Origin of the sequence: Autumnicola tepida (assembly GCF_031846485.1) — a bacterium.
Classification (GTDB): Bacteria; Bacteroidota; Bacteroidia; order Flavobacteriales; family Flavobacteriaceae; genus Autumnicola; species Autumnicola tepida.
Map to the genome: position 1 here is coordinate 21,883 of NZ_JAVRHQ010000012.1, position 25,423 is coordinate 47,305.

The 25,423-nt window shown below is 41.2% G+C and carries 25 protein-coding genes; 7 read left to right on the forward strand and 18 right to left on the reverse strand.

Annotation, left to right across the window (positions count from 1 at the left end):
- Positions 1-10 precede the first annotated feature (10 nt).
- The 3 genes from RM553_RS10895 (at position 11) to murI (ending at position 2,224) form a co-directional block, all read left to right on the forward strand.
- Complete coding sequence (locus RM553_RS10895) at positions 11-817, forward strand: OmpH/Skp family outer membrane protein (RefSeq protein ID WP_311534958.1); 807 nt, start codon at positions 11-13, stop codon at positions 815-817.
- Positions 818-858: 41 nt separating this feature from the next.
- A complete protein-coding gene (locus RM553_RS10900) occupies positions 859-1,368 on the forward strand; it encodes an OmpH/Skp family outer membrane protein (RefSeq protein ID WP_311534959.1) in 510 nt (169 codons plus the stop codon).
- Positions 1,369-1,435: 67 nt separating this feature from the next.
- Positions 1,436-2,224: a glutamate racemase gene (gene murI, locus RM553_RS10905; protein ID WP_311534960.1), complete on the forward strand. Its 789-nt coding sequence runs from the start codon at positions 1,436-1,438 to the stop codon at positions 2,222-2,224.
- Here the strand turns inward: murI and RM553_RS10910 are convergent.
- A complete protein-coding gene (locus RM553_RS10910) occupies positions 2,221-3,282 on the reverse strand; it encodes a PorP/SprF family type IX secretion system membrane protein (RefSeq protein ID WP_432271459.1) in 1,062 nt (353 codons plus the stop codon). The two genes, murI and RM553_RS10910, sit on opposite strands and share 4 nt — an antisense overlap.
- 61 nt (positions 3,283-3,343) lie before the next feature.
- On the opposite strand from RM553_RS10910, the gene RM553_RS10915 reads away from it, so the two are divergent.
- On the forward strand, positions 3,344-4,267 hold the full coding sequence (locus RM553_RS10915) for a NifU family protein (protein WP_311534961.1): 924 nt from the start codon (positions 3,344-3,346) through the stop codon (positions 4,265-4,267).
- Between the two features lie 23 nt (positions 4,268-4,290).
- Here the strand turns inward: RM553_RS10915 and RM553_RS10920 are convergent, their stop codons facing one another.
- Complete coding sequence (locus RM553_RS10920) at positions 4,291-6,555, reverse strand: inorganic phosphate transporter (protein WP_311534962.1); 2,265 nt, start codon at positions 6,553-6,555, stop codon at positions 4,291-4,293.
- A 150-nt stretch (positions 6,556-6,705) separates the two neighbouring features.
- On the opposite strand from RM553_RS10920, the gene RM553_RS10925 reads away from it, so the two are divergent.
- The 3 genes from RM553_RS10925 to RM553_RS10935 all read left to right on the forward strand — a co-directional run bounded on the left by RM553_RS10925 (position 6,706) and on the right by RM553_RS10935 (position 9,974).
- Entirely contained in the window at positions 6,706-6,906 is a 201-nt protein-coding gene (locus tag RM553_RS10925) for a dodecin family protein (protein WP_311534963.1), read from the forward strand.
- Between the two features lie 70 nt (positions 6,907-6,976).
- Positions 6,977-9,001, forward strand: a complete 2,025-nt coding sequence (locus RM553_RS10930; protein WP_311534964.1) for a thioredoxin domain-containing protein — start codon at positions 6,977-6,979, stop codon at positions 8,999-9,001.
- A 94-nt stretch (positions 9,002-9,095) separates the two neighbouring features.
- Positions 9,096-9,974: a mechanosensitive ion channel family protein gene (locus tag RM553_RS10935; protein WP_311534965.1), complete on the forward strand. Its 879-nt coding sequence runs from the start codon at positions 9,096-9,098 to the stop codon at positions 9,972-9,974.
- 17 nt (positions 9,975-9,991) lie between these two features.
- Here the strand turns inward: RM553_RS10935 and tsaB are convergent, their stop codons facing one another.
- The 16 genes from tsaB to RM553_RS11015 form a co-directional block, all read right to left on the reverse strand.
- Positions 9,992-10,648: a tRNA (adenosine(37)-N6)-threonylcarbamoyltransferase complex dimerization subunit type 1 TsaB gene (gene tsaB, locus RM553_RS10940; RefSeq protein WP_311534966.1), complete on the reverse strand. Its 657-nt coding sequence runs from the start codon at positions 10,646-10,648 to the stop codon at positions 9,992-9,994.
- A gap of 11 nt (positions 10,649-10,659) precedes the next feature.
- On the reverse strand, positions 10,660-11,919 hold the full coding sequence (locus RM553_RS10945; protein ID WP_311534967.1) for an efflux RND transporter periplasmic adaptor subunit: 1,260 nt from the start codon (positions 11,917-11,919) through the stop codon (positions 10,660-10,662).
- A gap of 3 nt (positions 11,920-11,922) precedes the next feature.
- Positions 11,923-13,359 carry a TolC family protein gene (locus RM553_RS10950; protein WP_311534968.1) on the reverse strand — a complete coding sequence of 479 codons (1,437 nt, stop codon included), beginning with the start codon at positions 13,357-13,359 and terminating at the stop codon, positions 11,923-11,925.
- Positions 13,360-13,417: 58 nt separating this feature from the next.
- Complete coding sequence (locus tag RM553_RS10955) at positions 13,418-14,536, reverse strand: efflux RND transporter periplasmic adaptor subunit (RefSeq protein WP_311534969.1); 1,119 nt, start codon at positions 14,534-14,536, stop codon at positions 13,418-13,420.
- A gap of 27 nt (positions 14,537-14,563) precedes the next feature.
- Positions 14,564-15,829 (reverse strand): ABC transporter permease, encoded by a 1,266-nt coding sequence (locus RM553_RS10960; protein ID WP_311534970.1) that lies wholly within the window; start codon positions 15,827-15,829, stop codon positions 14,564-14,566.
- 1 nt (position 15,830) lies between these two features.
- Positions 15,831-17,078: an ABC transporter permease gene (locus tag RM553_RS10965; protein WP_311534971.1), complete on the reverse strand. Its 1,248-nt coding sequence runs from the start codon at positions 17,076-17,078 to the stop codon at positions 15,831-15,833.
- Positions 17,071-17,772, reverse strand: coding sequence for an ABC transporter ATP-binding protein (locus RM553_RS10970; RefSeq protein ID WP_311534972.1), 702 nt, complete (start codon positions 17,770-17,772; stop codon positions 17,071-17,073). The genes RM553_RS10965 and RM553_RS10970 overlap by 8 nt, the downstream gene beginning before the upstream one ends.
- Before the next feature lie 196 nt (positions 17,773-17,968).
- A complete protein-coding gene (locus RM553_RS10975; RefSeq protein WP_311534973.1) occupies positions 17,969-18,199 on the reverse strand; it encodes a hypothetical protein in 231 nt (76 codons plus the stop codon).
- Between the two features lie 44 nt (positions 18,200-18,243).
- Positions 18,244-18,780 carry a DUF420 domain-containing protein gene (locus tag RM553_RS10980; RefSeq protein ID WP_311534974.1) on the reverse strand — a complete coding sequence of 179 codons (537 nt, stop codon included), beginning with the start codon at positions 18,778-18,780 and terminating at the stop codon, positions 18,244-18,246.
- Positions 18,777-19,517, reverse strand: coding sequence for an SCO family protein (locus RM553_RS10985; protein WP_311534975.1), 741 nt, complete (start codon positions 19,515-19,517; stop codon positions 18,777-18,779). Before RM553_RS10985 ends, RM553_RS10980 begins: the two co-directional genes overlap by 4 nt.
- An 11-nt stretch (positions 19,518-19,528) precedes the next feature.
- The gene (locus RM553_RS10990; protein WP_311534976.1) at positions 19,529-20,167 is read right to left on the reverse strand and encodes a hypothetical protein; all 639 of its coding nucleotides are present in this window, start codon (positions 20,165-20,167) and stop codon (positions 19,529-19,531) included.
- Between the two features lie 77 nt (positions 20,168-20,244).
- The gene (locus RM553_RS10995) at positions 20,245-20,613 is read right to left on the reverse strand and encodes a cytochrome C oxidase subunit IV family protein (protein WP_311534977.1); all 369 of its coding nucleotides are present in this window, start codon (positions 20,611-20,613) and stop codon (positions 20,245-20,247) included.
- A 17-nt stretch (positions 20,614-20,630) separates the two neighbouring features.
- Positions 20,631-21,611 carry a cytochrome c oxidase subunit 3 gene (locus RM553_RS11000; protein ID WP_311534978.1) on the reverse strand — a complete coding sequence of 327 codons (981 nt, stop codon included), beginning with the start codon at positions 21,609-21,611 and terminating at the stop codon, positions 20,631-20,633.
- A gap of 45 nt (positions 21,612-21,656) precedes the next feature.
- A complete protein-coding gene (locus RM553_RS11005) occupies positions 21,657-22,238 on the reverse strand; it encodes a cytochrome c oxidase subunit 3 (RefSeq protein ID WP_311534979.1) in 582 nt (193 codons plus the stop codon).
- Positions 22,229-23,131 carry a heme o synthase gene (cyoE, locus tag RM553_RS11010; RefSeq protein ID WP_311534980.1) on the reverse strand — a complete coding sequence of 301 codons (903 nt, stop codon included), beginning with the start codon at positions 23,129-23,131 and terminating at the stop codon, positions 22,229-22,231. The genes RM553_RS11005 and cyoE overlap by 10 nt, the downstream gene beginning before the upstream one ends.
- Positions 23,132-23,220: 89 nt before the next feature.
- Entirely contained in the window at positions 23,221-25,359 is a 2,139-nt protein-coding gene (locus tag RM553_RS11015; RefSeq protein ID WP_311534982.1) for a gliding motility protein RemB, read from the reverse strand.
- Positions 25,360-25,423 lie beyond the last annotated feature (64 nt).

Genomic DNA, 25,423 nt, shown 5'->3' on the forward strand with positions numbered 1-25,423 from the left:
TATTCGAAATATGAAAGGTAAAATTTTAATATTTACATTTCTAACCGCAATTTTTGGATGGAGTGCCACGGCGCAAAAATCTTTTAGGGTTGGTTACGTAGATATGGAATATATACTGGAAAATGTACCTCAATATCAGCAGGCTTCGTCGCAATTAGACGCAAAAGTCCAGGAATGGAGAAAGGAAGTTGAAGAAAAGAAACGCGCAATTGAGGACATGAAAAATCAGTTAGAAAACGAAAGGGCACTTTTGACCAAAGAACTGATTGAGGAAAGGGAAGAAGAAATTGCTTACCAGGAAGAGCAGGCACTGGATTACCAGCAAAAAAGGTTTGGCCCCAATGGTGATTACATGATTCAGAAGAAACAGCTTATAAGGCCAATCCAGGATCAGGTGTTTACTGCGGTTCAGGAAATATCTGAAAACAGGAATCTGGACATGGTTTTTGACCGGACTGCCAATAATGGAATGATCTATGCCGACAGGCAATATGATATTAGCGACCAGGTTTTAAGAAGTATAAACCGCGCAGCCAACAGGAGGCAAATCGATTCCCGCGAAGGGCGGCAAGCTTTGGAAGCAGAAGAAAACCGAACTGTGGAGCAGGATGCCAAAATAGCTGAAGAAAACCAGGAAGTACAGGAAAAAAGAAATGAAAGGGAAGCGCTACTGGCCGAAAGACAAAGACAGCGGGATTCTATAAAAGCAGCCAAACAAAAGGAACTTGAAGCCCGGCGTGCAAAGATAATTGAGGAACGCCAGCGCCGTATAGATTCCATAAGAGCTATAAGAGCACGAAAAGACACTATAAATTAAAATTTAAACCTTAAATACTTAACACTTAATAACAATTGAAAATGAAACAATTCAGAACACTTTTTATAGCTTTAGCATTGACCCTGGGAGCTACCGCTTTTACTAATGCCCAAACCAAAGTTGCTCATATTGCGACTCAGGAACTGGTAGAGTCTATGCCCGCATATAATGATGCTATGACTCAGCTTGAAAAACTGGAGAAAACCTATGATGCTGAAATCAATGATATGTTGACTGAAGCTCAAAAAACAATGCAACGTTACCAGTCAGAAGTGGAAACTGTGACCGATGAAGAGAACCAGAAGCGTTCTCAGGAAATGCAAATGACTCAAAGAAGAATCCAGGAACACAGCCAGAAAGCAAGGCAGGAACTTCAGAAAAAGCAAAGTGACCTTATTGCCCCAATTATTGAAAAAGCCCGTCAGGCTATTCAAAAAGTAGCAAGAGCCAAAGGTTACGATTATGTTCTTGACTCAACTACTGGAACAGGTGTTATTCTTGCAGATGGATATGATCTTATGCCAGATGTAAAGAAGGAATTAGGAATTTAATTCTCCCCATTTATTAATAACTACAAAAACTGCGCGCTAATACCGCGCAGTTTTTATTTTTGCAGTTATGAGTATTCACCCAATAGGTATTTTTGACTCTGGTGTAGGCGGCACTTCTATCTGGAAAGAGGTTAATCAACTTCTTCCACATGAAAAAACAATTTACCTGGCAGATAGTACCAATGCTCCTTATGGTGAAAAACCGGTAGAAGAGATTAGGCAGCTTAGTTTTAAAAATACTGAATACCTCCTTTCCCTTGGCTGTAAAATTATTATAGTAGCATGTAATACCGCCACCACAAATGCCATTCGTGAACTGAGAGCCAGTTATAGCCTCCCTTTTATAGGCATAGAACCTGCTATAAAGCCCGCTGCTCTTAATTCTAAATCCAAAGCTATAGGCATACTTGCCACAAAAGGTACTTTGAGCAGCGCGCTTTTCTCACAGACTTCAGGTTTATATGCCAATGACATTGATGTAATAGAAGTAGAAGGAAATGGCCTGGTGGAACTTATTGAAGGAGGAAAAAAAGATTCTGTGGAAACAGAAAAGCTATTGCAACGACTGTTACAACCCATGCTGCTAAAGAAGATAGATCACCTTGTGCTGGGCTGCAGTCATTATCCTTACCTCATCCCAGTCCTTAAGAAAATCCTTCCGGCAGATGTTCATATTATAGATTCCGGGGAAGCAGTGGCAAGGCAGACAAAAGCTGTTCTGGAAAAGAATAACCTATTGAATACTACGACAGATTTTCCAGAGCCGCAATTCTTCAGCAATAAAAATCCCGCCATTCTAGAGGATATTATTGATTCTGAAGGAAATAAATATGCGGTTAATTTCCAGGATTTTTAGTTATTCACCGCAGGGCACTTACAGTCATAAGGTTTCCTGTTTTCACCAAAGTTATAACCAAGAGTAATCTGATGAAAACCATTATTGCTCAATACCAGGGAATTCAGTTGATAGCTAAAAGTATATCCAACCAGGAAACGCTTGTAATTTACCCCTACAAAAGGCGTAATATAGCTTAATCTCTGGCTTTTAACTTCAGTTCCGTTAGTAGTATATTCGGCACCTTCAAAGCTGTTCCGGTAGGAAATCCCACCCCAGGCCTGCCCAAAATTAACTTCTTTATATGCCTTCAGGTTAATATCAATGGATTTTTCAGCGGTCTGCTCCCTTAACTGGAATAAAAGTGAAGGTTCCAGGCTCCAGGATGGCCTGATATCTTCAAAAACGTATCCTGCGGAGAAAAGATATTTACGCTGGTTACTGGGCACTGCATCAGAATAAAACAGATCCCGTTTTACGGAAAGAATATTTTTGGCTGCAAAATGAGCGTAAAAATTCATAAGATAATAAGAAACACCCAGATCCATATTTGCATAGAAATCGGATTCATTTCCGCCTATTAAAGGATCATACTGGCTAAAATTGCTTACATCCAGCCGGTGTTGAACAATTCCCGCGCTAACACCAAAGGATAACTGGTTTAGATTTACGGCATTCCTGGAGAACATAAGATGATAGGCAAAAGTGGCATAGGCGCCGCTTTTTGAGTAATTTCCATTACTGTCATTAAAAAGTATTCCACCTAATCCAACCTTATCCCCCACTCTGCCATTTACGCTTAAAGTTTGTAAGCTTGGCGCATCTTCCACCTCAAACCATTGTTGCCTTGCGGTAAGCCTTATCTGGTTAGTATTTGCGGCTCCTGCCATAGAGGGATGCAGCAAATAAAGATTATCAGTAAGATAATCTGAATAAGTAGGAATAACTTCCTGTGCATCTACCGGAAGCACAAAATTGAACATTATCAGAAAAAAAATTAACCGAATTGTAAATGCTTTAAAACCAAGAAAAGAAAAACCTGCTGCCGCCCGGCAGCCTAAAAAATATTGAGTCCCCATATGTGATGTAAATATATAGATTAGGTAACTTTTCTTTAGTATTTTTGCCAAAAATTTAGCCATGAGTAACTTCAATATTAATATTCAGCATACCAATCAGCCAGCTATAGTAAAGTTTGAAGCTAATAAGTTTCTAACACGCCATGAAAGCTATGAATTCAAAAACATAGATGAAGCTGCCGATTCCCCTTTAGCAAAACAATTATTTTACCTGCCTTTTGTGAAAACGGTTTATATAGCTCAAAATTTCATAGCTGTTGAGAAATATGATATTGTCGCGTGGCCCGAAGTTGAAAAAGAAGTGGCTGAGCAAATTGAAAATTATCTGAATTCTGGTGGAGAAATCATAAAATCCAAAGAAGAAAAACCTAAGAATATCCCCGTTACGGTTTATGCTGAAAGTACGCCCAATCCCGCGGTTTTAAAATTTGTGACCAATAAGAAACTGGTGATCAATCCGGCGGAATTTAAAAATATTGATGAAGCCAAAGATGCCCCGCTTGCCCAAAAGCTTTTTCATTTCCCCTTTGTAAAAGAAATCTTTATTGATGAAAATTATGTTTCCATACAAAAATATGACATCGCGCAATGGGATGATGTAGCCATGGAACTAAGGGAATTTATTACCAATTTCTTACAGGAAGGCAATGAGGTGATTTCTGCGGAAGCGGTAAGAGTAGCAGCAACCAAAAAAGAAGAAGAGCAAAAATCTGCCGAAACTAAGGTTGATATTAACAAGATAGATGACACCTCCCGGGAAATAATGGCTATCCTGGATGAATACATTAAACCTGCGGTGGCCAGCGATGGCGGCAATATTCTCTTCGATTCTTACGATCCTGATAATAAAATGGTAAAAGTAATACTTCAGGGCGCCTGCAGTGGTTGTCCTTCTTCTACCATGACTCTTAAGAACGGGATAGAAACCATGCTAAGGGATATGCTCAGGGATAAAGTACAAACTGTGGAAGCCATCAACGGATAATCGCTTATGGCTTCCACAGCCATTTATATGGTGCTTTTCGCGTCAGCATAAAATTCCTGAAAAAGCTGCAACAGGCTCATTGTGGAACCAATAAGATCTTTGGTTTCCAGCAATAACCCAAAATATAATTTTGTATTTTTTGGGCTGGTTTCTGAAGTCCGTATCCGGTTTATCTGTTTCTGGATTAGTTCAGATACATAATCCAGTAACTCCTGTTTTTCGGAAAGTATGCGATCAATCTGTCCAAATTCATGATTATTGAAAGTGTCCTCAATATCATCAAATAATACCTGCATTCTTTCATCAACCTTCTTAAGATCCCTAATTTGGTTAAATTTCAGGTTTTTATGGTTATTATGCACATGGTTATAACTATTTCGCGTAATAAAACTTATAGACTGCACCATATCCTGAAGATAATCCAGGATTAAAATGTAAAATTTACTGGCTTCCACTGAATCGTCGTCCAGAGATTTGATGAAATAAAAAATATTGCCTTTTAATTCATCAATTTCGTCCTCCAGTTTCTTGATGGCTTTGTTGTTCTTTTTAAGCTTGCTTAAATCATGATAGCCCAGGTTGTCGACTGTTTTGGTAAACATTTTATTCACCCCGCCTATTACGCTGGAAATATTTTCTGAAGTTTCTACAGTAATCTCATTTATAGTAATAATATCTGCACGGTTATATCGCTTTTTGCTCTGTTCTTCCCGGGTTTTCCTGGAATGAAGAATGCCGCTTCTCACCACCAGGATAACTGCTACCAAAATTAATACCGCCAGCGCTATAACCCCGCCGTAGTAAATAATGGCCGCAAAGATTGCCGCTGCTGAAAATGCCACTAAAGCCGTAACAAACCACCCGCCAATAACGTTGAGCACGCCGGCAACACGATAAACCGCGCTTTCCCGGTCCCACGCCCTGTCTGAAAGCGAGCTACCCATAGCTACCATAAAGGTTACGTAAGTGGTAGATAAAGGCAGTTTAAGGCTTGTACCAATAGAAATGAGGACGCTGGCCACGACCAGGTTTACAGAAGCCCTAACCATGTCAAAAGCGGGGGCATCAATACGTTTACTTCGGCTGGGGGTGGCAGGCTTATCGAATTTGTTATCTATCCTGTTTTTTAGAGGAGCTGGTAAAATACTGGAAAAAGCATTTCCAAAAATAACGGAATACCTCACAATACTCCTGGAAAGAAAATTTGGTTCAAAGCGCTCCACACCATCTCCCTGCCTGGCAAGATTTATTCCTGTATCTACAACTGCCCGGGCTTTGCTGGAAAACCAGATAGTTGCAACCATCACCACCCCAGCCAACACAAGGAGAAAAGAAGGAGTGGCAACTTCTCCCGAAAGGTCTGTCATGAGCAGCTCTGAAGGCAGTGTTCCGCTGGCCTGGTAGCTCGCCTGCCAGATCTCAAATGATTGCCATGCCGCTATGGGCACCCCAATAAAATTCACAAGATCGTTCCCGGCAAAGGCCAGTGCAAGGGCAAAGGTTCCAACAACAATAATAATCCGTAGAATATTAAGCTTTAAAAAACTCATTAAAACCTGCGAAAGCAGGGTAAAAAAAACTAATCCGCCCAGCAGAATCAGCAAAGTATTTTCATTTATAAAATCCAGGGTACCATCAGAAATAAAGGAAACGCTCTTCAAGCCTTTTATCAGGATAAAGTACAAAATAGCGGTTAAGGAAACTCCTCCAAAAATGGCCCCAACATATTTTATTTTCTTCTCATACTGAAAAGAAAAAATAAACCGGGAAACGTATTGCACAATCGCTCCAACAACAAAAGCGATAAAGACCGCCAGGAATATCCCCAGGATAATTTCTGTGGCCTTTGCAGTATTAATATAGCTGGTTAAACCGGCAAGGCTGCCCGAATCTGCAAAGATTTTTATTGCCGCAATACATACGGCTGCACCTAAAAGTTCAAAAACAATGGAAACGGTGGTAGAGGTGGGAAGTCCCAGGGAATTGAAGAAATCCAGCAGTAAAACATCGGTGATCATTACTGCCATAAATATGATCATAATCTCTTCAAAATAGAACTGGCCGGGCATAAAAATCCCTTTCCTGGCCACTTCCATTAATCCGCTGGAAAAAATGGCCCCAACAGCCACCCCAAGGCTGGCAACTATAAAAATGGTTCGCATGGAAACAGCCTTTGAACCTATAGCCGAATTCAAAAAATTGATAGCATCGTTACTTACCCCAACAACCAGATCTGTAATAGCCAGGGCCAATAATGCCACCAGCATTACGATGTACACATCCTCCATATACCTACTTTGTTTTCAACCAGCAAAAGTGAATCTTTTTTAGCAATATTTTCCTGAACAAAGGTTATTAAAACTTTAACAAGCAAACAAATGCATATTTCGTAACTTCTTAGGGCTTATAAATTATTAACCATTAAAATATATTAAATTATGGCTATACTAAAGGTAATTGAAGTAATGGCAAATTCCGATAAAAGCTGGGAAGAAGCCGCAAAAAATGCTGTAAGGCAGGCAGCAAAATCCGTTAAAAATATCAAATCTGTTTATATAAAAGAACAAACCGCCAATGTGGAAGGTGAAAACCTGGTGGATTACCGGGTGAATGTAAAAATCACCTTTGAGGTAGATTAGATCAAGAGTATTTTTAACCTGAGCGCTCCCCTATATCCTTTATTTGGGAGCGTTTTTTATATTCCTTTTTATGAATTCTGAAAGCCCAAAATATACCAACCAGTTAATTGAAGAAACCAGCCCATATCTTCTACAGCATGCCCATAACCCTGTAAACTGGAGGGCATGGAATGATAAGTCCCTGGCCGCGGCAGAAGAAGAAAACAAGCTCCTTTTAATAAGCGTTGGTTATTCTGCCTGCCACTGGTGCCATGTTATGGAACATGAAAGCTTTGAAGATGAGACTGTGGCTGAAGTAATGAACAGGCATTACATCAACATAAAAGTGGACCGAGAGGAACGGCCTGATGTAGACCAGGTTTATATGAATGCGATACAGATTATGACCGGCAGTGGCGGTTGGCCAATGAATATAGTCGCACTTCCGGATGGCCGCCCTGTTTGGGGAGGTACTTACTTTAGAAAAGAGCAATGGAAAGAAGCTTTAACTCAAATTTCCCGGCTATATGAAGAGAAGCCGGAGCAACTTTTTGATTATGCCGAACGTTTAAAAGAAGGTCTTCAGCAGTTGCAGCTAATAAACGTGCCAGAAAAAAATGCGGAGTTTAGCAGGGATTTCCTTAGAGAAGTTGTTGATGGCTGGAGAAAAAACTTTGACCTCAAAAATGGCGGTCCCAAAGGCGCCCCAAAATTTATGATGCCCAACAGCATACAATTTTTAATGCGTTATGCTTTCCAGGAAGAAGATCAGGAATTGATGGATTATGTTCAATTTACGCTAAAAAAAATATCCTATGGAGGCATTTATGATCACCTGGAGGGGGGATTTTCACGCTATTCGGTAGATGAGAAATGGCATGTTCCACATTTTGAAAAAATGCTTTATGATAATGCGCAGCTGATTAACCTCTACAGCCAGGCCTATAAATTAACCAGGGATGAATGGTACGAAGTGGTGGTTCATCAAACCCTGAACTTCATAAAAAATGAACTTACCGATATTTCCGGCGCATTCTATTCGGCCCTGGACGCAGATAGTTTAGATGAAAATGGTAATTCTGAAGAAGGAGCCTATTATGTGTGGACAAAGGAAGAATTGAAATCGGTCCTGGGCCAGGAATTTTCCACTTTTGCAAAATTTTATAATATTAATGACTACGGAAAGTGGGAAGATGATAAATATGTGCTCATTAGAACTAAGGATACAAAACAATTGGCTGATGAATTAGACTTTTCTGAAGCGGAAATCGTAGAAAAACATAGTGAATGGCAAGAACAATTGAGGGAGCAACGCCAAAAAAGGGTTAAACCAGGACTGGACGATAAAAGCCTCACTTCGTGGAATGCATTAATGCTTTCGGCTTATGCTGAAGCTTACAAAGCCTTTGAAAATCCTGGCTATCTCGAGGCAGCTTTAAACAATGCGGAATTTATTCTTAAACATCAACTTGAAGAAACCGGCGAACTTCTGCACAATTACAAGTCGGGCCAGAGTACCATAAACGGGTACCTGGAAGACTATGCATTTACCATAGAAGCATTTATTAAACTGCACGAAATTACCCTGGAAGAAAAATGGCTTCAGCATGCAGATGATCTTGCTGAATTTTGCTTCAGCCATTTCCATGATAAAAATTCAGGGTTTTTCTTTTTTACTTCAGAAAAAGATCCTGCCCTTGTCACGCGCAATATTGAAAATACAGATAATGTGATCCCCGCGTCCAATTCAGCTATGGCCAATAACCTGTTTCTCCTTTACAGGCATTTTTCAAAAGAAAAGTACCGGGATACCGCTGAAAAAATGCTTCACGGAGTACGGGAGCAAATAAAGAGCTATCCCCGGGGCTATTCCAACTGGCTTTACCTCATGATGAATTTTACTCATCCCTTTTATGAAGTTGTGGTTATGGGGGAGGATGTAATTCCACTAAACTACAAACTTGCCAAATACTACCTACCCAACGTTATGGTATCAGGCGCCTGTAAAGATTCTCAGCTTCCGCTACTTCAGGGACGCTTTGCTACGGGAAAAAACCAAATCTATGTGTGTTCAGAGGGCAAATGTGAATTACCATTAACATCTGTGGAAGAATAAATAGAACACATAAAACAATCTTAACAAAAATTAACAATAAAAATTCCCATTTCTCTCATTTATATCTTCCTTTTGTAGAAAATCTACAAAAACAATGGAGCAATTTAATGACTGGGAAAGGTATGCTAAAGAATACACCCAAAAATTCATAGACTTTTTACCTGATCTTATCGCGGCAATTCTTTTGCTGGTTGTGGGACTATGGATAATCAAAGTGATTATTAAATACATCAAAAAAATTGCAGATACCCGCAATTATGATCCTGCCCTCGAGAACTTTATAGTAAGCCTGCTTAACTGGGGGCTTAAAATTCTGCTTTTTGTCCTGGTGATTTCCCAATTGGGCATAGAGACCACTTCCCTTGTGGCCGCTATTGGTGCCGCAGGTTTGGCTATTGGCCTGGCACTGCAGGGTTCATTATCCAATTTTGCCGGCGGAGTACTTATAATTATGCTTAAGCCTTTTAAGATTGGGGATTGGATTGAAGCACAGGGTGTTTCCGGCAGTGTGGTGGAAATTTCCCTTTTTTACACCAAGATCAATACATTTGGAAACCAGCGGGTGGTAATTCCTAATGGTGAATTGAGTAATGACAATATCACCAACTACAGCCATAATGATACCAGGAGGGAAAACCTGAGCTTTGGAATTTCTTACGATGATGATATTAAAAAGGCCAAAGAAGTCCTGGAAAACCTTGTAAAAGAGCAAAAAGACATCCTGGAAGACCCGGCTCCGCAAATTCTTGTAGGGGAATTGGGAGACAATTCTGTAAACCTGTTTGTGCGCTATTTTGCTCCTAACAGCGTTTTTTGGGATATCCACTGGTATATGATTGAAGAAGGAAAAATAAGGCTGGAAGCCGCCGGTATGACTATTCCTTATCCACAGCGTGATGTATATCTTTACGACCAGACAAAGATGAAGGGTACGGTTGAAAAGGAAAAAGAGCCAAAATCCCTGGATAAGTAAATAAAAAAGCCCGTTTTTTAACCGGCTATAAAATCTTTTAAATAATAAGGTTCAAAGTAAGCGACATCTTCGGTGTCGCTTTTTTGATATTTGTTTTCGGCAGCTTTCGCCATCTCGCGGGCCGAAGGAAGGCTTTTTATATACCTTGCATTCGCCTGTGAACAAATATTTTCAAATTTCTCCACTCCGCTTCCAATAAAAATTATTTTTCCCTTTTCAAGATACTCTGAAAAAGAAGTTTCCTCCAGGACCTCGGCTTTGGTATCCCTGATCTGAATTTTTGTGGGATCAAAAACAGCAGAATAAACTTCCATTCTCCTTGCATCCAGCATAGGAACAATATAATTTGTTTCTTGCTTTACCTGAAGGGCAAGCGAGTACAAAGTAGGGATGGAAATAAGCGGAATGTCGAGAGAAAAACATAAGCCTTTTGCCGCAGACACGCCAATTCTAAGCCCTGTGTAGGATCCAGGGCCTTTGCTCACCGCCACCGCGTCCAGGTCTTCCGGTTTTAACCCATTTTCTTCCAGGATTTCCTTTATAAAAACATGCAGTTTTTCAGCGTGGGAATAGTTTTTATCATTATCCTCCTTAAGGTCGAGCAGCGCGCCATCTTTAGCAAGCGCTACAGAGCAATTGGTGGATGCTGTTTCCAAACAAAGTATTAATGCCAAAATTCAAATTTTTATTCCCCTCCGGGTGCTCCCTGTACTTCTACCTCATCTCCTGCTTTCAAACTTCTGGTAACGGTATTATAGGGGCCTGTTATTACTACATCTCCGGCCTCAAGGCCTTTGGTAATTTCAATATTCGCATCATTCTGAATACCGGTTTCCACAGGTTGCAGGCGGGCTTTGCTTCCTTCTTTAAGAAATACGGCTTCAAATTTCTCTCCGCCTCCTGCAACATCTGCTGAACCCGCCCCGGTAGTATCAGATTTTATCACAATGGCGCTGATTGGCACTCCAATCACATTTTCCTTTTTATTGGTAATAATATCTACCGTGGCAGTCATTCCCGGCCTGAAAGGGCTATAGCTTTCAGGTTTTCCTTCTAAAAGGTCCTTATAGGATTCTTCCAGGATACGTACTTTCACTTTAAAGTTTGTCACCTGGTCTGTAGTTAAATCTGAATCGGCCGAATTGGAAATTTCTGTTACCAGGCCTTTAAATTCTTTTCCGAGATAAGCATCCACTTCAACAATGGTAGAATCCCCCACTGAAACTTTTACGATATCATTTTCATTTACATCAACCTCAACCTCCATATTAGACAAATCTGCCACTCTTAATATTTCGGTACCGGCCATTTGCTGTGTTCCCACAACCCGCTCTCCAAGTTCGGCGTCCAGTTTGGAAATAGTACCCGTCATGGGAGCGTAAATATTTGTTCTGCTAAGGTTGTCCTGTGCCTCGGTAACGGTGGCAGCCGAACTTTGCATATTGTAATAAGCGGATTCCTTGCTGGCTTCAGCCATTTCATAATTGGAAACGACCTGGTCCCATTCCGCCTTGGAAATCACTCCTTTTTCAAAGAGGGTTTTGTTACGTTCATAATCAGCAGTGGCCTGCTTGAGGTTCGCCTGGGTCTGGGCATAATTGGCCCTCATATTTTGCAGGCTTGCCTGCGCCCTTTGCACGCTGGACTGGTATATATCTGGGTTTACCCTAACCAAAAGATCTCCTTTTTCCACGGTTTGTCCTTCAACCACAGGTAACTCTATTATTTCCCCGGAAACTTCCGAAGAAAGCTTCACCTCTACTTCCGGCTGAATTTTTCCGGTTGCAGAAACAGTTTCTGTAATATCTATAGGCTCTACGTTAGTAATTTCCACCTGTTTAAAATTCCCTGATTTTCCAAACCAGCCGGCTTTTTTCCCAATAACCAGTAAAACTATTAAGGCAACTACAACTCCTATGATGATATAAAGTGTCTTTTTCTTCATTTTTTAAAATTTAAGTTCGGAAACCGGTACTCCAAAATATAATTCCAGAACTTTTATATTGAAAATATAATCATATTTAGCTCTTAGTACTTCTCTTACAGCATTTTCATACCTCAACTTCGCCTGGCTGAAATCCAGGGCGTTGCTTAGCCCAACTTCGTAGCGCTGCGTGGCATATTCGTAAGCCTGCTCCTGTGCTTCCACAGCAACAAGGGCAGCTTCATAAGCTTCCTTAGCTCCCTGCGCATCTACGTATGCCTGATAAACATTTGCCTCGAGGTCCAGCTCTGCCTGCTCTAACTGAAAGTTTGCCCTTTGCACATCAATCTCGCTCCTCTTTACCTGGTTGCGGGTAGCCCATCCGTTAAAAATGGGAATATTAAGTTGTACTCCATAACTTATCCCGTCGTTTCGCTGTAGCTGCTCAAAGAAAGGCAGTGGATTCCCAATTGTACTCACTGTATTTGGAGTTACCACCACATCCCCGGTAGCTTCCACAACGCCAATCTCCCGGGTTGGATCCTCTGGATCTACATCCACACTCACTATTCTTCCCGCGCCGGATTCCCTGGTATTATAGTTGAAGAACCCGCCAAAACTTGGAAGGTATGCCCCTTTGGCAATTTCTACGTCCTTTTCTGCTAAATCACGGTTGGCTTCAGCTATTTTTATTTCTGACCGTTCTTCCTTGGCCATATCGATAACATCATAAACCGAATTATCCAAAACCTCGGTTCCTAAAATATCGTAATCCCGTTCTACAATATCAAAACTTTCATAATCTTTAATCAGCAGCATTTGTGCCAGGCTGATAAGGGAGATCTTCACGTTATTCCGGGCGATGATTATTTGCTGCTTTTCATCGGCATTAGTGGCAAGAATTTCCAGCAGGTCTCCCTGAGGCACAGACCCAGCATCTACAAGCTCCCTGGTTCTTTCAATTTGTTCAAGGGTAACTTCATTCTGGGACCTTAAAACTTCAAGGGTTTGTTTATTAAACAACACCTGTAGATAGGTATCTGCCACCATAAGGGTAATATCGTCTTCCATCTGGTCCAGGGAATATTCCGCAGCAAGCCTTGAAAGCTTCGCCCTTTGCAGCTGCTTAAAATTCCGCAGTCCGTCGAACAAGGTTAAACTGGCGGTAACCCCCGCAGAAAAGTTTCTGGTGGTTTGTGTTTGCAGGATTCCGGTGGTTACGTTTGTGGTTAAACCTGTATTCCAGGAATTGCTGGCTGAGGCATTAATATTAGGGATAAAATTGCCCAAAGCGTCCAGCCGTGCAATTTTTGCAGCCTCTAAATCCAGTTCGGTTTGTTTTACGGAAATATTCTTTTCTAAAGCCCTGTTCACACATTCCTGTAAGGTCCATTTTTTCTCCTGGGCATTGGCAAGGACACTCACAAAAAGAAGGAAGGCTAAAAGCTTAAATTTATTCATAATATTGGTTGTGAAAGATATGTCTGTTAAAAATTAAAGATGTTACACTCAAGGCCTTTTAATTCGCCGTAAAAGCCTGTGCAGGTTTCAACTGATTCCAAACCTTAATTTGGGCATCCTTTGCTATGCCGTTTTTAACCTCTACATTTATCCCGTCACTCACCCCTAACTCAAGATCCTTACGCTCAAACTGCTGATCTCCTGTTTCCACTTCCACAAACGGCTGCTGCGTTTTAGGATCAAACTGAACAAGGGCCTCCTTAATAGCCAAAACACTATCTGCCTTTGCCAGGATAATAGAAGCGTTGGCACTCAATCCCGCACGAATAAAAGTAGAATCGGCCTTTTGCAGGCTACCTTTAATATCAAACTGAATCGCACCATTCTCCTCCACACCTTTTGGGGCAATATAATCCAGCACTGCATCAAATGATTTATTTTCTATAGCACCCACGGTAATTTCCAGCGGAAGGCCTTCCTTGATCTTTCCTACTTCACTTTCATCAACCTTGCCTTCAAAAATCATTTTATCAACATCTGCCAGGGTTGCAATGGTAGTTCCATCATTAAAGTTGTTACTTTCTATCACCTGGTTTCCTGTTTTCACAGGCACATCCAGCACCATTCCATCTACAGTGGATCTTATTAATGTGTTGGCTGCCGTACCTATGCCGCTTGTGGTACCGGTTTTTATGATTTCGTAATTCTGTTCGGCAGATTTGTAAGATTGTTGTGCCCTTTTATAGGCTACTTCTGCATTCTGGTAATCATTTTCAGAAATCACGCCTTTATCAAAAAGTGCTTTCTGGCGATCAAAGTTTTGCTGTTCGTTGTCCAGGTTAATTTTGGCCGTAGCCACCTGGTCCTTCGCGCTTTGAAGTGAAGAGACATTAGGAATTACCCTGATTTTGGCAATAAGATCCCCGGATTTAATTTTTTGCCCGGCTTCAATATAAATTTCATCGATAATTCCAGAAATATTAGGCTTGATAAGCACTTCTTCCTTTGGCACAATACTACCGGTAGCCACTGTTTTTTTAACAATGGTTTGTTCGGAAGGAGTTTCAGTTTCATAAGTTACGGGGTCTTCCTGATTTTTTTGGTACAGGTAATACAGGGCTCCCACAAAACTAACTGCTATTACTGCCAGGATGATGATGGTGAAAACTTTTTTCATTTTTTGATCGTTATTTTATTCTTCTTTTTATTCTGTTCTTAATGCGTCTACAGGTTGTACTTTAATGGCATTTTGCGCCGGAATAAGCCCCGCCAGTAATCCTGAAATTATTAAAATAGCCAGGGCGGTAAATACCACTCCCAGATTTACCGTTGGGTTGGCAAACATCATTTCTGAAGTATCCACGCCTTCCAGTTGCATATTTATTATAGCGATAACAGAGGTGGCCAGGGCAATCCCTGCCATCCCGGAAATAAGGGTAAGAAATACCGATTCCATAAGGATCTGCCCCCTTATCATCCACGGAGTGGCGCCAAGGGCACGCCGCACGCCAATTTCATTGGTACGCTCTTTTACCACAATCAGCATAATGTTGCTAATGCCAATCACCCCCGAAAGCAGCACAAGAATTCCAACAAAATATGCCACACCTTTAAGCGCAATAAACAGCCCGTTTACTTTGCTGTATTCTTCATATAAATCAAAATTTCCTATAGCACGGTCATCTTCAGGGTGAATGGTATGCCTTGTTTTTATAATATCAAATACCTGGGATTTCAGTTCAGTTATAGAGGAACCGTCTTCCGCAGTGATCGCCATCCAACCAACAGTTTCCCCCATATTAAAGGCTTGGGAAAAGGCGGTAAAAGGCACAAAAATCTGCTTCTGGGCCTCCTCGGAATTTCCGTTGTTATTTCCCTTGGTTTTGTAAGTTCCCACAACCATGAAGTTTACCCCGTTAATTTTGATATAGGTGCCAATTACTTCTTCGCCAATATCATACAATTCCTTACGGACTCCTTCCCCAATAATGGCAACTTTTCGCTTGTCTTCTATATCGGCATAGTTAATAAACCTGCCGGAAGTAATATCCATGGGATCCTGGTTAATGATATCTGGATAATCTCCATATACATTAAACGCACCACTGTTTAGTCCTCTTACCACGTTGTTTGCTCCTCCAAATCCTCCTAACTGGTTTCGGGGAGAGACATAGCGAAGATTTGGCACATTTTGTTTAAGCGCGGCCACATCGCCTATTTTAAAATTGTACTGCCTGCCTTTAGGCATTCCTTTGTAAGGCCTGGAGGCTGTGCGGCTCCACATGAACATGCTGTTGGTGGCCATCCCTCCAAAACCCTGCTTTACTCCATTTTCCAAACCTTTCCCAGCTGCCAAAAGAATCACCAGTATAAAGATACCCCAAAGCACGCCAAAGGCGGTAAGCAAAGTCCTGAACCAGTTAGAACTTAAAGCTTCAATTATTTCACTCCATTTATCCCTGCTAAACATATTATTCGTCTCTTAAAGCAATAATGGGTTTTATCTTAGCCGCACGCCTCGCTGGGAAAAAGCCCGCAAGAGCCCCGGCAATAACCAGGATGAATACTGTGGAAAGGGCCACATTAAAATTCACCGAAGGATTAGTGATATACTGGGTTTCTATTAAAGGCCCTACAAATTCCAACAGGGCAAGGCTGCTAATAAGCCCCACAAAACCGGCAATGGTGGTTACAAAAATAGATTCGTGCAGCACCATACCTATTATAGAAATAGGCTGGGCCCCTAAGGCTTTGCGCACCCCAATTTCTTTGGTTCTTTCTTTCACGATAATGAGCATAATATTACTAACCCCAACCACGCCAGCCACGATAGTACAGATTCCCACACCCCAGAAGAAAAGCCTGATCATATTCATAAGGTCAAAGAAACGCTTGGCATTTTCCAGGGAATTATTCACAGTAACGGCGCTGTTATCATCGGGGGCAATATTGTATTTATCTTTTAAATAACTTTCCAACTTCGCTGAAAATCTTTGGGAAGCTGCAAGTGCCGCGTCAAAGTTTTCTTCTTTTTCAAGGGTAAAAGATAAATTCTGCAGTTCATCATAACCACCAAAAACCCTTTGCGCCGTGGGCAAAGGCATAAATACCCTTGACTCTTCCCTCTCGCCCCCGGGATCGGAAAATACCCCAATTACCTTGAAGTTAATCCCCGAAACCTGGACGTATTTGCCAATAGGATCCAGTCCGTTTTTAAAAAGATCTGTCTTTACTTTATTTCCAATAACAACATATTTTTCACTGCCGTTTACATCCTGTTCATTTAAATACCGCCCCTGTACCATGCTGGCATTTTCGAGGAACTGATAATCCGGCAACACTCCTTCCACCCGGTAGGAACCGGTTTCTTTTTTATAGGTAACAGAGCCATTCCAGATTCGATAAATAGAAGATTTATACTCAAGTTCGTCCTGATGATTTGCCACTGTGGTATTATAATCTTCATTATGCAGGACGATCCTTCGGCCGGGGTTGAGGCCTTTATATTCTTTTGAAGTTACACCGGTCCAGATATAAAGGATGTTGCTGGCATCGTTTTCAAATTCACTGGAAATTCCATTTTGCATGCCTTTTCCAATGCCCAGGAGCACCACAAGAATAAAGATACCCGAAGCCACTGAAACCCCGGTTAGAAACGTCCTCAGCTTATTTTTGCTGATCGTTTCAAAAATCTCCTGCCATCTTTCCAAATCAAACATTGCTCAGCGCTCTTACCTGTTCAACCTTAGTGTCGTCAATTATTAATCCGTCTTTCAGATTTACGATTCGCTTGGTCATGTTGGCGATATCAGGCTCATGGGTAACTACAAGAATTGTTCTTCCTTCATCATTTATTCCCTGGATAAGATCCATAACTTCATAAGAAGTCTTAGTATCTAAAGCCCCTGTAGGCTCATCGGCAAGCAGCACTTTGGGATCGCTGGCAAGCGCCCTGGCTATGGCCACCCTTTGTTTTTGTCCCCCGGAAAGTTCATTGGGAAGGTGCCCGGCCCATTTCGCAAGGCCCACTTTCTCGAGATAGGCCATAGCTTTATCTATACGCTCTGCCCTTTTGACTCCCTGGTAATAAAGCGGAAGAGCAACATTGTCTAAAGCGCTTTTATAGGAAATCAGGTTGAAGGACTGAAAGATAAAACCAAGGAATTTGTTGCGGTAGCGAGCGGCAATTTTTTCGTTCAGGTTTTTTATTGGCAGGCCATCCAGGGTATAAGAACCACTGTCTGCCTCATCCAGCATCCCAAGAATGTTCAGCAAAGTAGATTTACCAGAACCTGAAGATCCCATAATAGAAACCAGTTCCCCCTCCTTCACGCTAAAGTTTATTCCTTTAAGCACGTGCAGGGAATTGTGCCCCATTTTATACGACTTGTGTAGATCCTGAATTTCAATCATGATGGCCGGAAAAATATAATTACCGCAGGACATTTTCCTGCTTCGCCTTATAAGACTCCTTTTAAAGCAAAAAGTTACACCGGAAGAGGGGGAAACCAGAAAAATGTCAAAAAATTAGATTGAAGCAGGAAAAATTTCGGAAGGTGGGCAGGGTGTAAACGCCAGGATTATCTGGATATTATCTTATGAAAAAATTTTAGGTTGCTTTTCGTTTTTTTCTGGAGCGGTAGATAAAATAACCCACGCCGCCAATTAGCAGGTATGGAAAAATCATCAGGTAAAGGATTCCGTCATTAATACCTTTGGCCGCACTTTGGTCAGCTTCACTTTCAAGTACCGCACGGCACATGGCACATTGCGCTTCAGCAAAAAAAGGCATTAGCGTTAAAACGCACAATATCAACAGGTTTTTCGCTTTCGTCTTCATACGTCAAATTTACAAAACAACATCTAAAATCCCTTCCGCAGAAATCAATAATACGGCAGCATAAAAATATACACCAGCACCCCGGTTACCGCCACGTAGAACCAGATTGGAAACGTCCACCGGGCAATCCTGGCGTGTTTAAGGTATTCCCCGGTAAGGCCGCGGTACATGGTAAATAACACCAGCGGCACGATAATGGCCGAAAGCACGATATGGCTGATAAGAATAAAAAAATAAATGTACCTCATAATACCTTCCCCGCCATAAGGCACAGGATCGTTGCTTATTTTGGAAAGCACGTAACTGATTAAAAACACCGCCGACAGGGAAAAAGCGGTAATCATGATATTGCGGTGCAGCCTGTATTCTTTTATGGTCATAAAAAAGTAACCAAAAACCAGCAAAACCGCAGTAGAACCATTAAGCACCGCATGAAAAAGTGGAAACGTACCAGATTGTATCCCAAAAATATTATAACGCTCCGGCAACAGCATAAGCACCAGAACAATTAAAGGCACAAGAATGGAAAGTGAAATGATTACCGGTACGGCAATTTTATCTGATTTTGTTAAAGCTCTCACAGTAATTTTTTAATATCTTCTATTAATAGGTTCACCTGCGGCTCCTGCTCCCCTTCGGTAATTGAAGTGTTTCGCGGCACAGAACCTCTGTAGTAAATTATTGGGTTTCCAAATTTGTCATTCCTGGAACGAATATATCCTTCCTGGTCTACCAGCGCGAACATTCCGGAGTGGGCGAAACCTCCCGGCACGGCATCATCTTCCCCGGCGTAAATGTTGAAGCCGCCATTGGCTAGGCCATAAATATCATTCCTGTCCCCGGTAAGAAAATGCCAGTCTGGATCGGTAATATTATGATCTTCGGCATATTCTTTAAGAACTTGTGGAGTGTCGTGGCCGGGATCTATGGTAAAAGATGCAATGCCGAATTTCTCATTATTGGCAAATTCCTCTTCAACCTCAATAAGGTTCCTGTTCATAATAGGGCAAATACTCGGGCAGGTGGTAAAGAAGAATTCTGCCACATAAACTTTGCCTTTATAGTCTTCATTGGTGATTGTGTCCCCATCCTGGTCTACAAGCTTAAATTCCGGCGCTTTTCTCTTCTTGCCGTTCATAATCACATAGGCAAGTTCTTCAGAAGAATCCTTGTTGTTTTTATCAGTTTTACGGTTAAGCCGGTCTGAAGAAACCACTTCCTCATTACTTACACGATCTATTATCTTCGGAATAAAAATGATCCCGAAAATTAAAATTATCAATGAAATTCCTATGTAAGAATAATTCTTCCTATTCATAATAATTAGTGTTATCTCCTGGCTTTATATTTCTTTAATTCCAACCGGTATTCAGCAAGAATAACCTTTACATCATCGTTCATCTTATTACTAAGCTCTGCCACTGAAGCAGAATCGTAACCATACAATTTCCCATAATCCTTATCCTCATCACGGCCGCGCAAATTCCCATCTTTATCTACAATAAACACATAAGGGGAATAATTACCATCTTTTAAGCTGTAAGGAGAGCCAATACTATTAAAAACTGACTGGATCTTTTGGGGAGACGCAAAGACAAACCTCCATTTATCAGAATGGCTGATGCCGGAAAATTGCTTTACAAAATCCTGTGCCTGTTCTCTGGCTGTTTCAGGAAGAAGGATCACGAATTGAAAATCTTCAAATTCGTAATATTTTTCCAGTATTTTTTGATCCAGGTTAAAGGTGTTACCTCTTATTTCCTGGAGATTGTCTCCAAAAAATGCCAGGACAGTAATATTATCTTCAAAAGAAACTTCTTTGCCATCCAGGGTTTTAAGCCCGTGAATGTCTTCTATATCTTCAGTAAGAACCGGTAATTTCGCAAAATGGTTAACCCCGGAAGAAAAAAAGAGGTAAGCCACTATTGGCAACGCAAAAAGCACCCCAAGCACAAAAAATTTTTTCATAGAAATATTCTTCACAAAAGGTGTGCAAAAATAAAAAGACGGCTTTTAAAAACCGTCTTTTCTTCAGTATTTAACTTTTAAAAGTCCCAGGCAATATATCCTTTCTGGTAAACCTGGTAGATATAATAGCCTTCATTAAGAAGGATGAAAATAAGGTAAATCACCAGGAATATTGCGGTCCAGACGATAACCCTCCTCAACCATTTTTTTTCGTGTTCAAGGTGCATAAAAGCCCAAACAATATAATAGGCTTTATAAAGGGTAAGGATTATGAATATCCAGTTGAGGATAGACATATTTACCAGGTGGTTGTCCACCAAAAATTCCGGTTTAAGAATCCCCAGAATAACCTCTACGGTGGTTACAATAGACAGTATAATGAATACCGACCAGATTCTTTTGGTACCGGCATCCTGGTTATGTTCATGTGTTGTATCGTGTGCCATTTTTTATTACTTCAGAATTAAACCAGATAAAAGAAGGTAAATACAAATACCCAAACCAAATCTACAAAGTGCCAGTAAAGACCAACTTTCTCCACCATTTCATAAGTTCCACGGCGCTCATATGTTCCAAGGACCACATTAAAAAAGATTATAATGTTGATCACCACCCCTGAGAATACGTGGAAACCGTGAAATCCTGTAATAAAGAAAAAGAAATCTGCAAAAAGTGGCGGGCCGTATTCGTTATGAGAAAGATTTGCTCCTTCTACCACACCTATAGCTTCGGTTGCCATTTTCTCTAAAGATTCTTCACGGGAAAGGATAATCTTTTCACCATCTTCACCAATATTTCCTGTTCTTATAAGCAAATTGTCATTTGCCATAAAACCTGCCTGCACTTCTTCCAGGGAATAAGTAGGCAAACCAGGACCTTCTTCAAACCAAACCCCCTCATTTTCATTATGCTCTATTCTCGCCGAAGCCCTGTCTATGGCAATTTCTTCCAGGGCAACCCTTTCCCCATCGCCATCTACAATCTGCAAAATATTGCCACCTGTTGTAGTTACCGCACCGTATTCCCCACTGATGAAATTTGACCATTCCCATGCCTGGGAACCGACGAAAATAAGCCCTCCAAGAATGGTAAGCAGCATATAAAAAGTAACTTTTCCTTTTTTCATATGGTGGCCCGCATCTACGGCAAGCACCATGGTTACAGAAGAAAAGATAAGAATAAAAGTCATTAATGCCACGTAGTACATGGGAGCATCTACCCCGTGTAAAAATGGGAAGTGGTTAAACACCTCATCTGCAATAGGCCATATATCGGCAAATTTAAATCGGGAGAAACCATAAGCGGCTAAAAATCCTGAGAATGTAAGTGCATCGGAAAGGATGAAGAACCACATCATCATTTTCCCATAGCTAGCACCAAGCGGCTCATTGCCACCACCCCAGGTTTTACCCTCGGTGCCTGTTCTAACAACAGTAGCTTCCATAGAAGAATTTTAATTTTAGTAATGCGGCAAAAATACGCATTTTTATTATCTAAAGAAATATAAAAACACAAACAGGTAAATCCACAGAAAGTCTACAAAATGCCAGAAAGTCGCACCCAGCTCTATTCCAAGCATTTGACCTTTGTGATAGCGTTGTTTAAAATGGTTATAAATTACAACAAGAAGCACTATTAAACCCGCCGCCAGATGGGCAAGATGGGCCACCACAAGGATATAAATAAAGGAAGTTGTTATATTGCTTTCGCTGCCTGTAAAGTAATACCCCATAGACACAATATCTGTAAAACCCTTAAACTGAAAAACCACAAACAAAATAGCCAAAACAAGGGTTCCTATAAGCAAAGCACTGCCATTCTTACGTTTTCCTTTGGCTATGCTGGTTCTTGCCAGGAAAAAGGTGATACTGCTGGCAGCAATGGTAAGGGTACTCCATAAAAAAGCCTGTGGCATTTCAAATTCGGTAAGCCAGTCCGGGCGGGTTTTGCTAACAACATAGGCACTGGTAAGCCCGGCGAACATCATCACCATACTTATAATACCAAACCAAAGCATCATTTTTTTTGCCCGGCTGTGTTTATTATTCTCTGATCCTTCTGTTAAATCCATTGTCTTAAAAATTTATCTAAAACATATATTATCTGAAGCAGTGTGATATAGGAAACACTGGCAAACATCAACTTTTTGGCTGCCTGGGCTGTTCTTTGTTTGTACAACCTGAAGGCGTAGTAGAGCATTCCCAATCCCAGCAGCAGGATAAACCCTGCAGCAATCGGCGTAAGATAGAGCCTTCCGGTAACCCCAAAAGCAGGAATTAAAGAAACAAGCACTGTCCAGATACTGTACAACACCACCTGCACCGCGGTTCCTTTATCCCTTTTTCCCGTTGGGAGCATAAAAAAACCACCTTTTTTATAGTCGTCGTACAACCACCAGCCTATCGCCCAAAAATGGGGAAACTGCCAGAAAAACTGAAGCATAAAAAGGGTGCCCGGTTCAATACTAAAATCTCCTGTAGCAGCAACCCAGCCCAGCATAAAGGGAATTGCCCCCGGAAAAGCACCAACGAAAACCGATAGCGGCGTTTTTGTTTTTAAAGGCGTGTAAACACTCACATAAAGAAAAATACTTATAGCCCCAAACATAGCTGTTTTAGGATTGATGATGTAAAGTACAATCAACCCCAGAATAGTAAAAACACTGGCAATGGTAAAAGCTGTGGTAACAGACATTCGCCCGGCCGGAAGCGGCCGGTTTTTGGTGCGATCCATCAACGCATCTAAATCCCGCTCGATAATCTGGTTGTAAGCATTAGACGCCCCAACCATAAGATAACCTCCAATGGAGAGCAGCAGCACGGTCACAAAATCTATGACTTCAGCACCCAGAAAATAACCTGCAACAGACGAAAACACTACGCTTATCGCCAGCCGCATTTTTGTAATTTCTTTAAAATCTGATAGTACCGAAACAGAGGAAGTATGTGTACGCGCGTTGCTCAAAAAGGGCATTTTTCAATTGGCGCAAAGATACTCCTTAATTAGGTTTTGGCAAGGGTCGAAAAATGTTAATTTTCAGGAGGAATTATTCCCTAATAATCATAATACCAATTAAAAATATCGGTCCTGATTCCAAAATTCAGCCAGGTGGTGGAATTATCAAAATGAAGAGGGGTTTTTACCTGTGTATCCAGGTTTCTGTAGATAAAACTTCCGTAGAACTTTAAATTTGTCGCGGGGTTAATAATATATCCTGCTTCAAGTTCAGTAAAGAAAGAGTTAGCGGTATTCCCCTGCCCGATTTTAACACCAGTATCAAAAGGCCTTTCGTTATAACTGCGGTAGATATCGCCACCGTAGGAAAAAGCATCATTTCCATCATTAAAATCAAATCCTCTTTTCCCGTAGATAAATTTGGCGTTCCCATACAAGCGTTCCTTTTTATACCGGGCAATTGCAATGATCTCCCTGAAATTCGCGCCCCACAAATGAGCCATAGGCTGGTTGTTATGCCCGTAATTAAGCACTACTTCTTTATTGTGGGAATAGGTGTAAGGCCGCACCTGGTTATACTCTGCCTGCAAAAAGAGATTAGGAATATTAAAGGCATCATAATATTTCACTCCAATTTGGTAGCCCATTTTATTTTTCCAGCTTTGGGAAGTCCCAAAAACATCCCCCGAAGAAAATTCATCAATCACCCACTGCCCATACATGTTTACCTGATTGCTCCACTTGTATTTAGCAGTAAGACCAAGAATAGCGTTTCCTCCCCGCGCTCCCGTGGCAAATTCTATAGCACGGTAAAAAATAACAGGATTCAGGTAATTAAGATCGAAACCCCGGTCATTGTCATTTTGCCAGACCACAGATTCAAAAAGGCCAATATTTAGGCGCTTTGCCAGGTTAAGGCTTAAATAGTGGTTGGCCATATATTTAGTCCTGAAGGAACCATCTGCAGTAACTTCGGGCCGAACATCCCTTAAAGACATCCAGGTGTTGGTATATTTTAATTTCCAGAAGCTGGTGGAAAGCCTGAAAAACGGGTAAGGAGAAGCAACATCACTCATCAATAAAGACCGGTAGCCATCTCCTATAAAAGTTTTCCCGTGCCCAAGCTGAAGATTAAAATATTTACTGGGGGAATAAGAGAGATAACCTTCAGCAACCGGGTAATCGTAGCCACCATTCATAAAAGGTTTTGCAATTCCCCTGCCGGGAATAATTGCCGGATCCCCACCATCTGGCCGAATAGATTCAGCATAAAAATTATAATACTCAGCAAAACGGCCCTGGTTCTCGTAAGCGACAGCATAAAAATTTAAATTACCGCCTAAACCTCCGTTAAGAATGGCCATCCTGGAATTATTATAAGTAAAGTCATATGCGTTTTGCTGAAAATCTTTACCAATTTGAAGGTCCAGCCCAAAATCTATGGTAAACCAGTAATCTTTGGTTTGGAACTGCACCAGATGCTCGTTCCATAATTTTCTACCCGCCCAGGTGGAAGTATTCTTCAGGAGCTTTTCCTGTTCTGCTTTAAAATCATAATAGGGAGCAACTTCAGAATATAAAAAAGGCTTGGAAGCGGTATGGGTGTTTGTTCCAATCCTGTTTAATTCGGCATCAAAACGAGTGTACATCTCATGAGAAAGAGGAATATTAAGGTCACTCTCCAGCTCAGGATGCGTAAATTCGACTGGCTTAATCAAATCGTATTCATTAAATACATCAGGCTCTTCTTCAACTATCTTCTCTTCCTTAGCTAAAGGCAAATCTTTTTCAGAAGGTTCCTCCCCAATGGTTACAACAGTGGGTTCAGTATTTTTTTCCAACGGAATTTTTACCGGCATCCTAAACTGCATGTAAGTAGGCCTCCCATTATAGGTAGCCGGCTGCACCTCGGGCAGGCTTTTAAAAACCCTGCTCATCTCTTCCTTTAGCTCATTATAAGCCGCATCAATATATATAATTTCAAACCTGCCTTGCCTGTTGACCTCAAAAAGGACAACCATAGTCCCTTCATAAGTCTTTTCCTCTAGCATTTTTGGCACCTGAAAATTGTCTACAACCAGGTTTTTAAGCGTACTCCTGAAACACAGCGAACGCTGCTGAAAACTGACACTTGCACATTGGGGGAACATTGGAGGAATTTCAGAACCACTAAGGTTTTCCTGGCTAAGAACGGAAGTGGATAGGAGCAAAACCGAAAGAAGTACAATATACTTCATAAATCTATGGGGCGATTAGATTAGACCGGCGAAATATACATTTTTTTTAATAGTCTTACTTTTG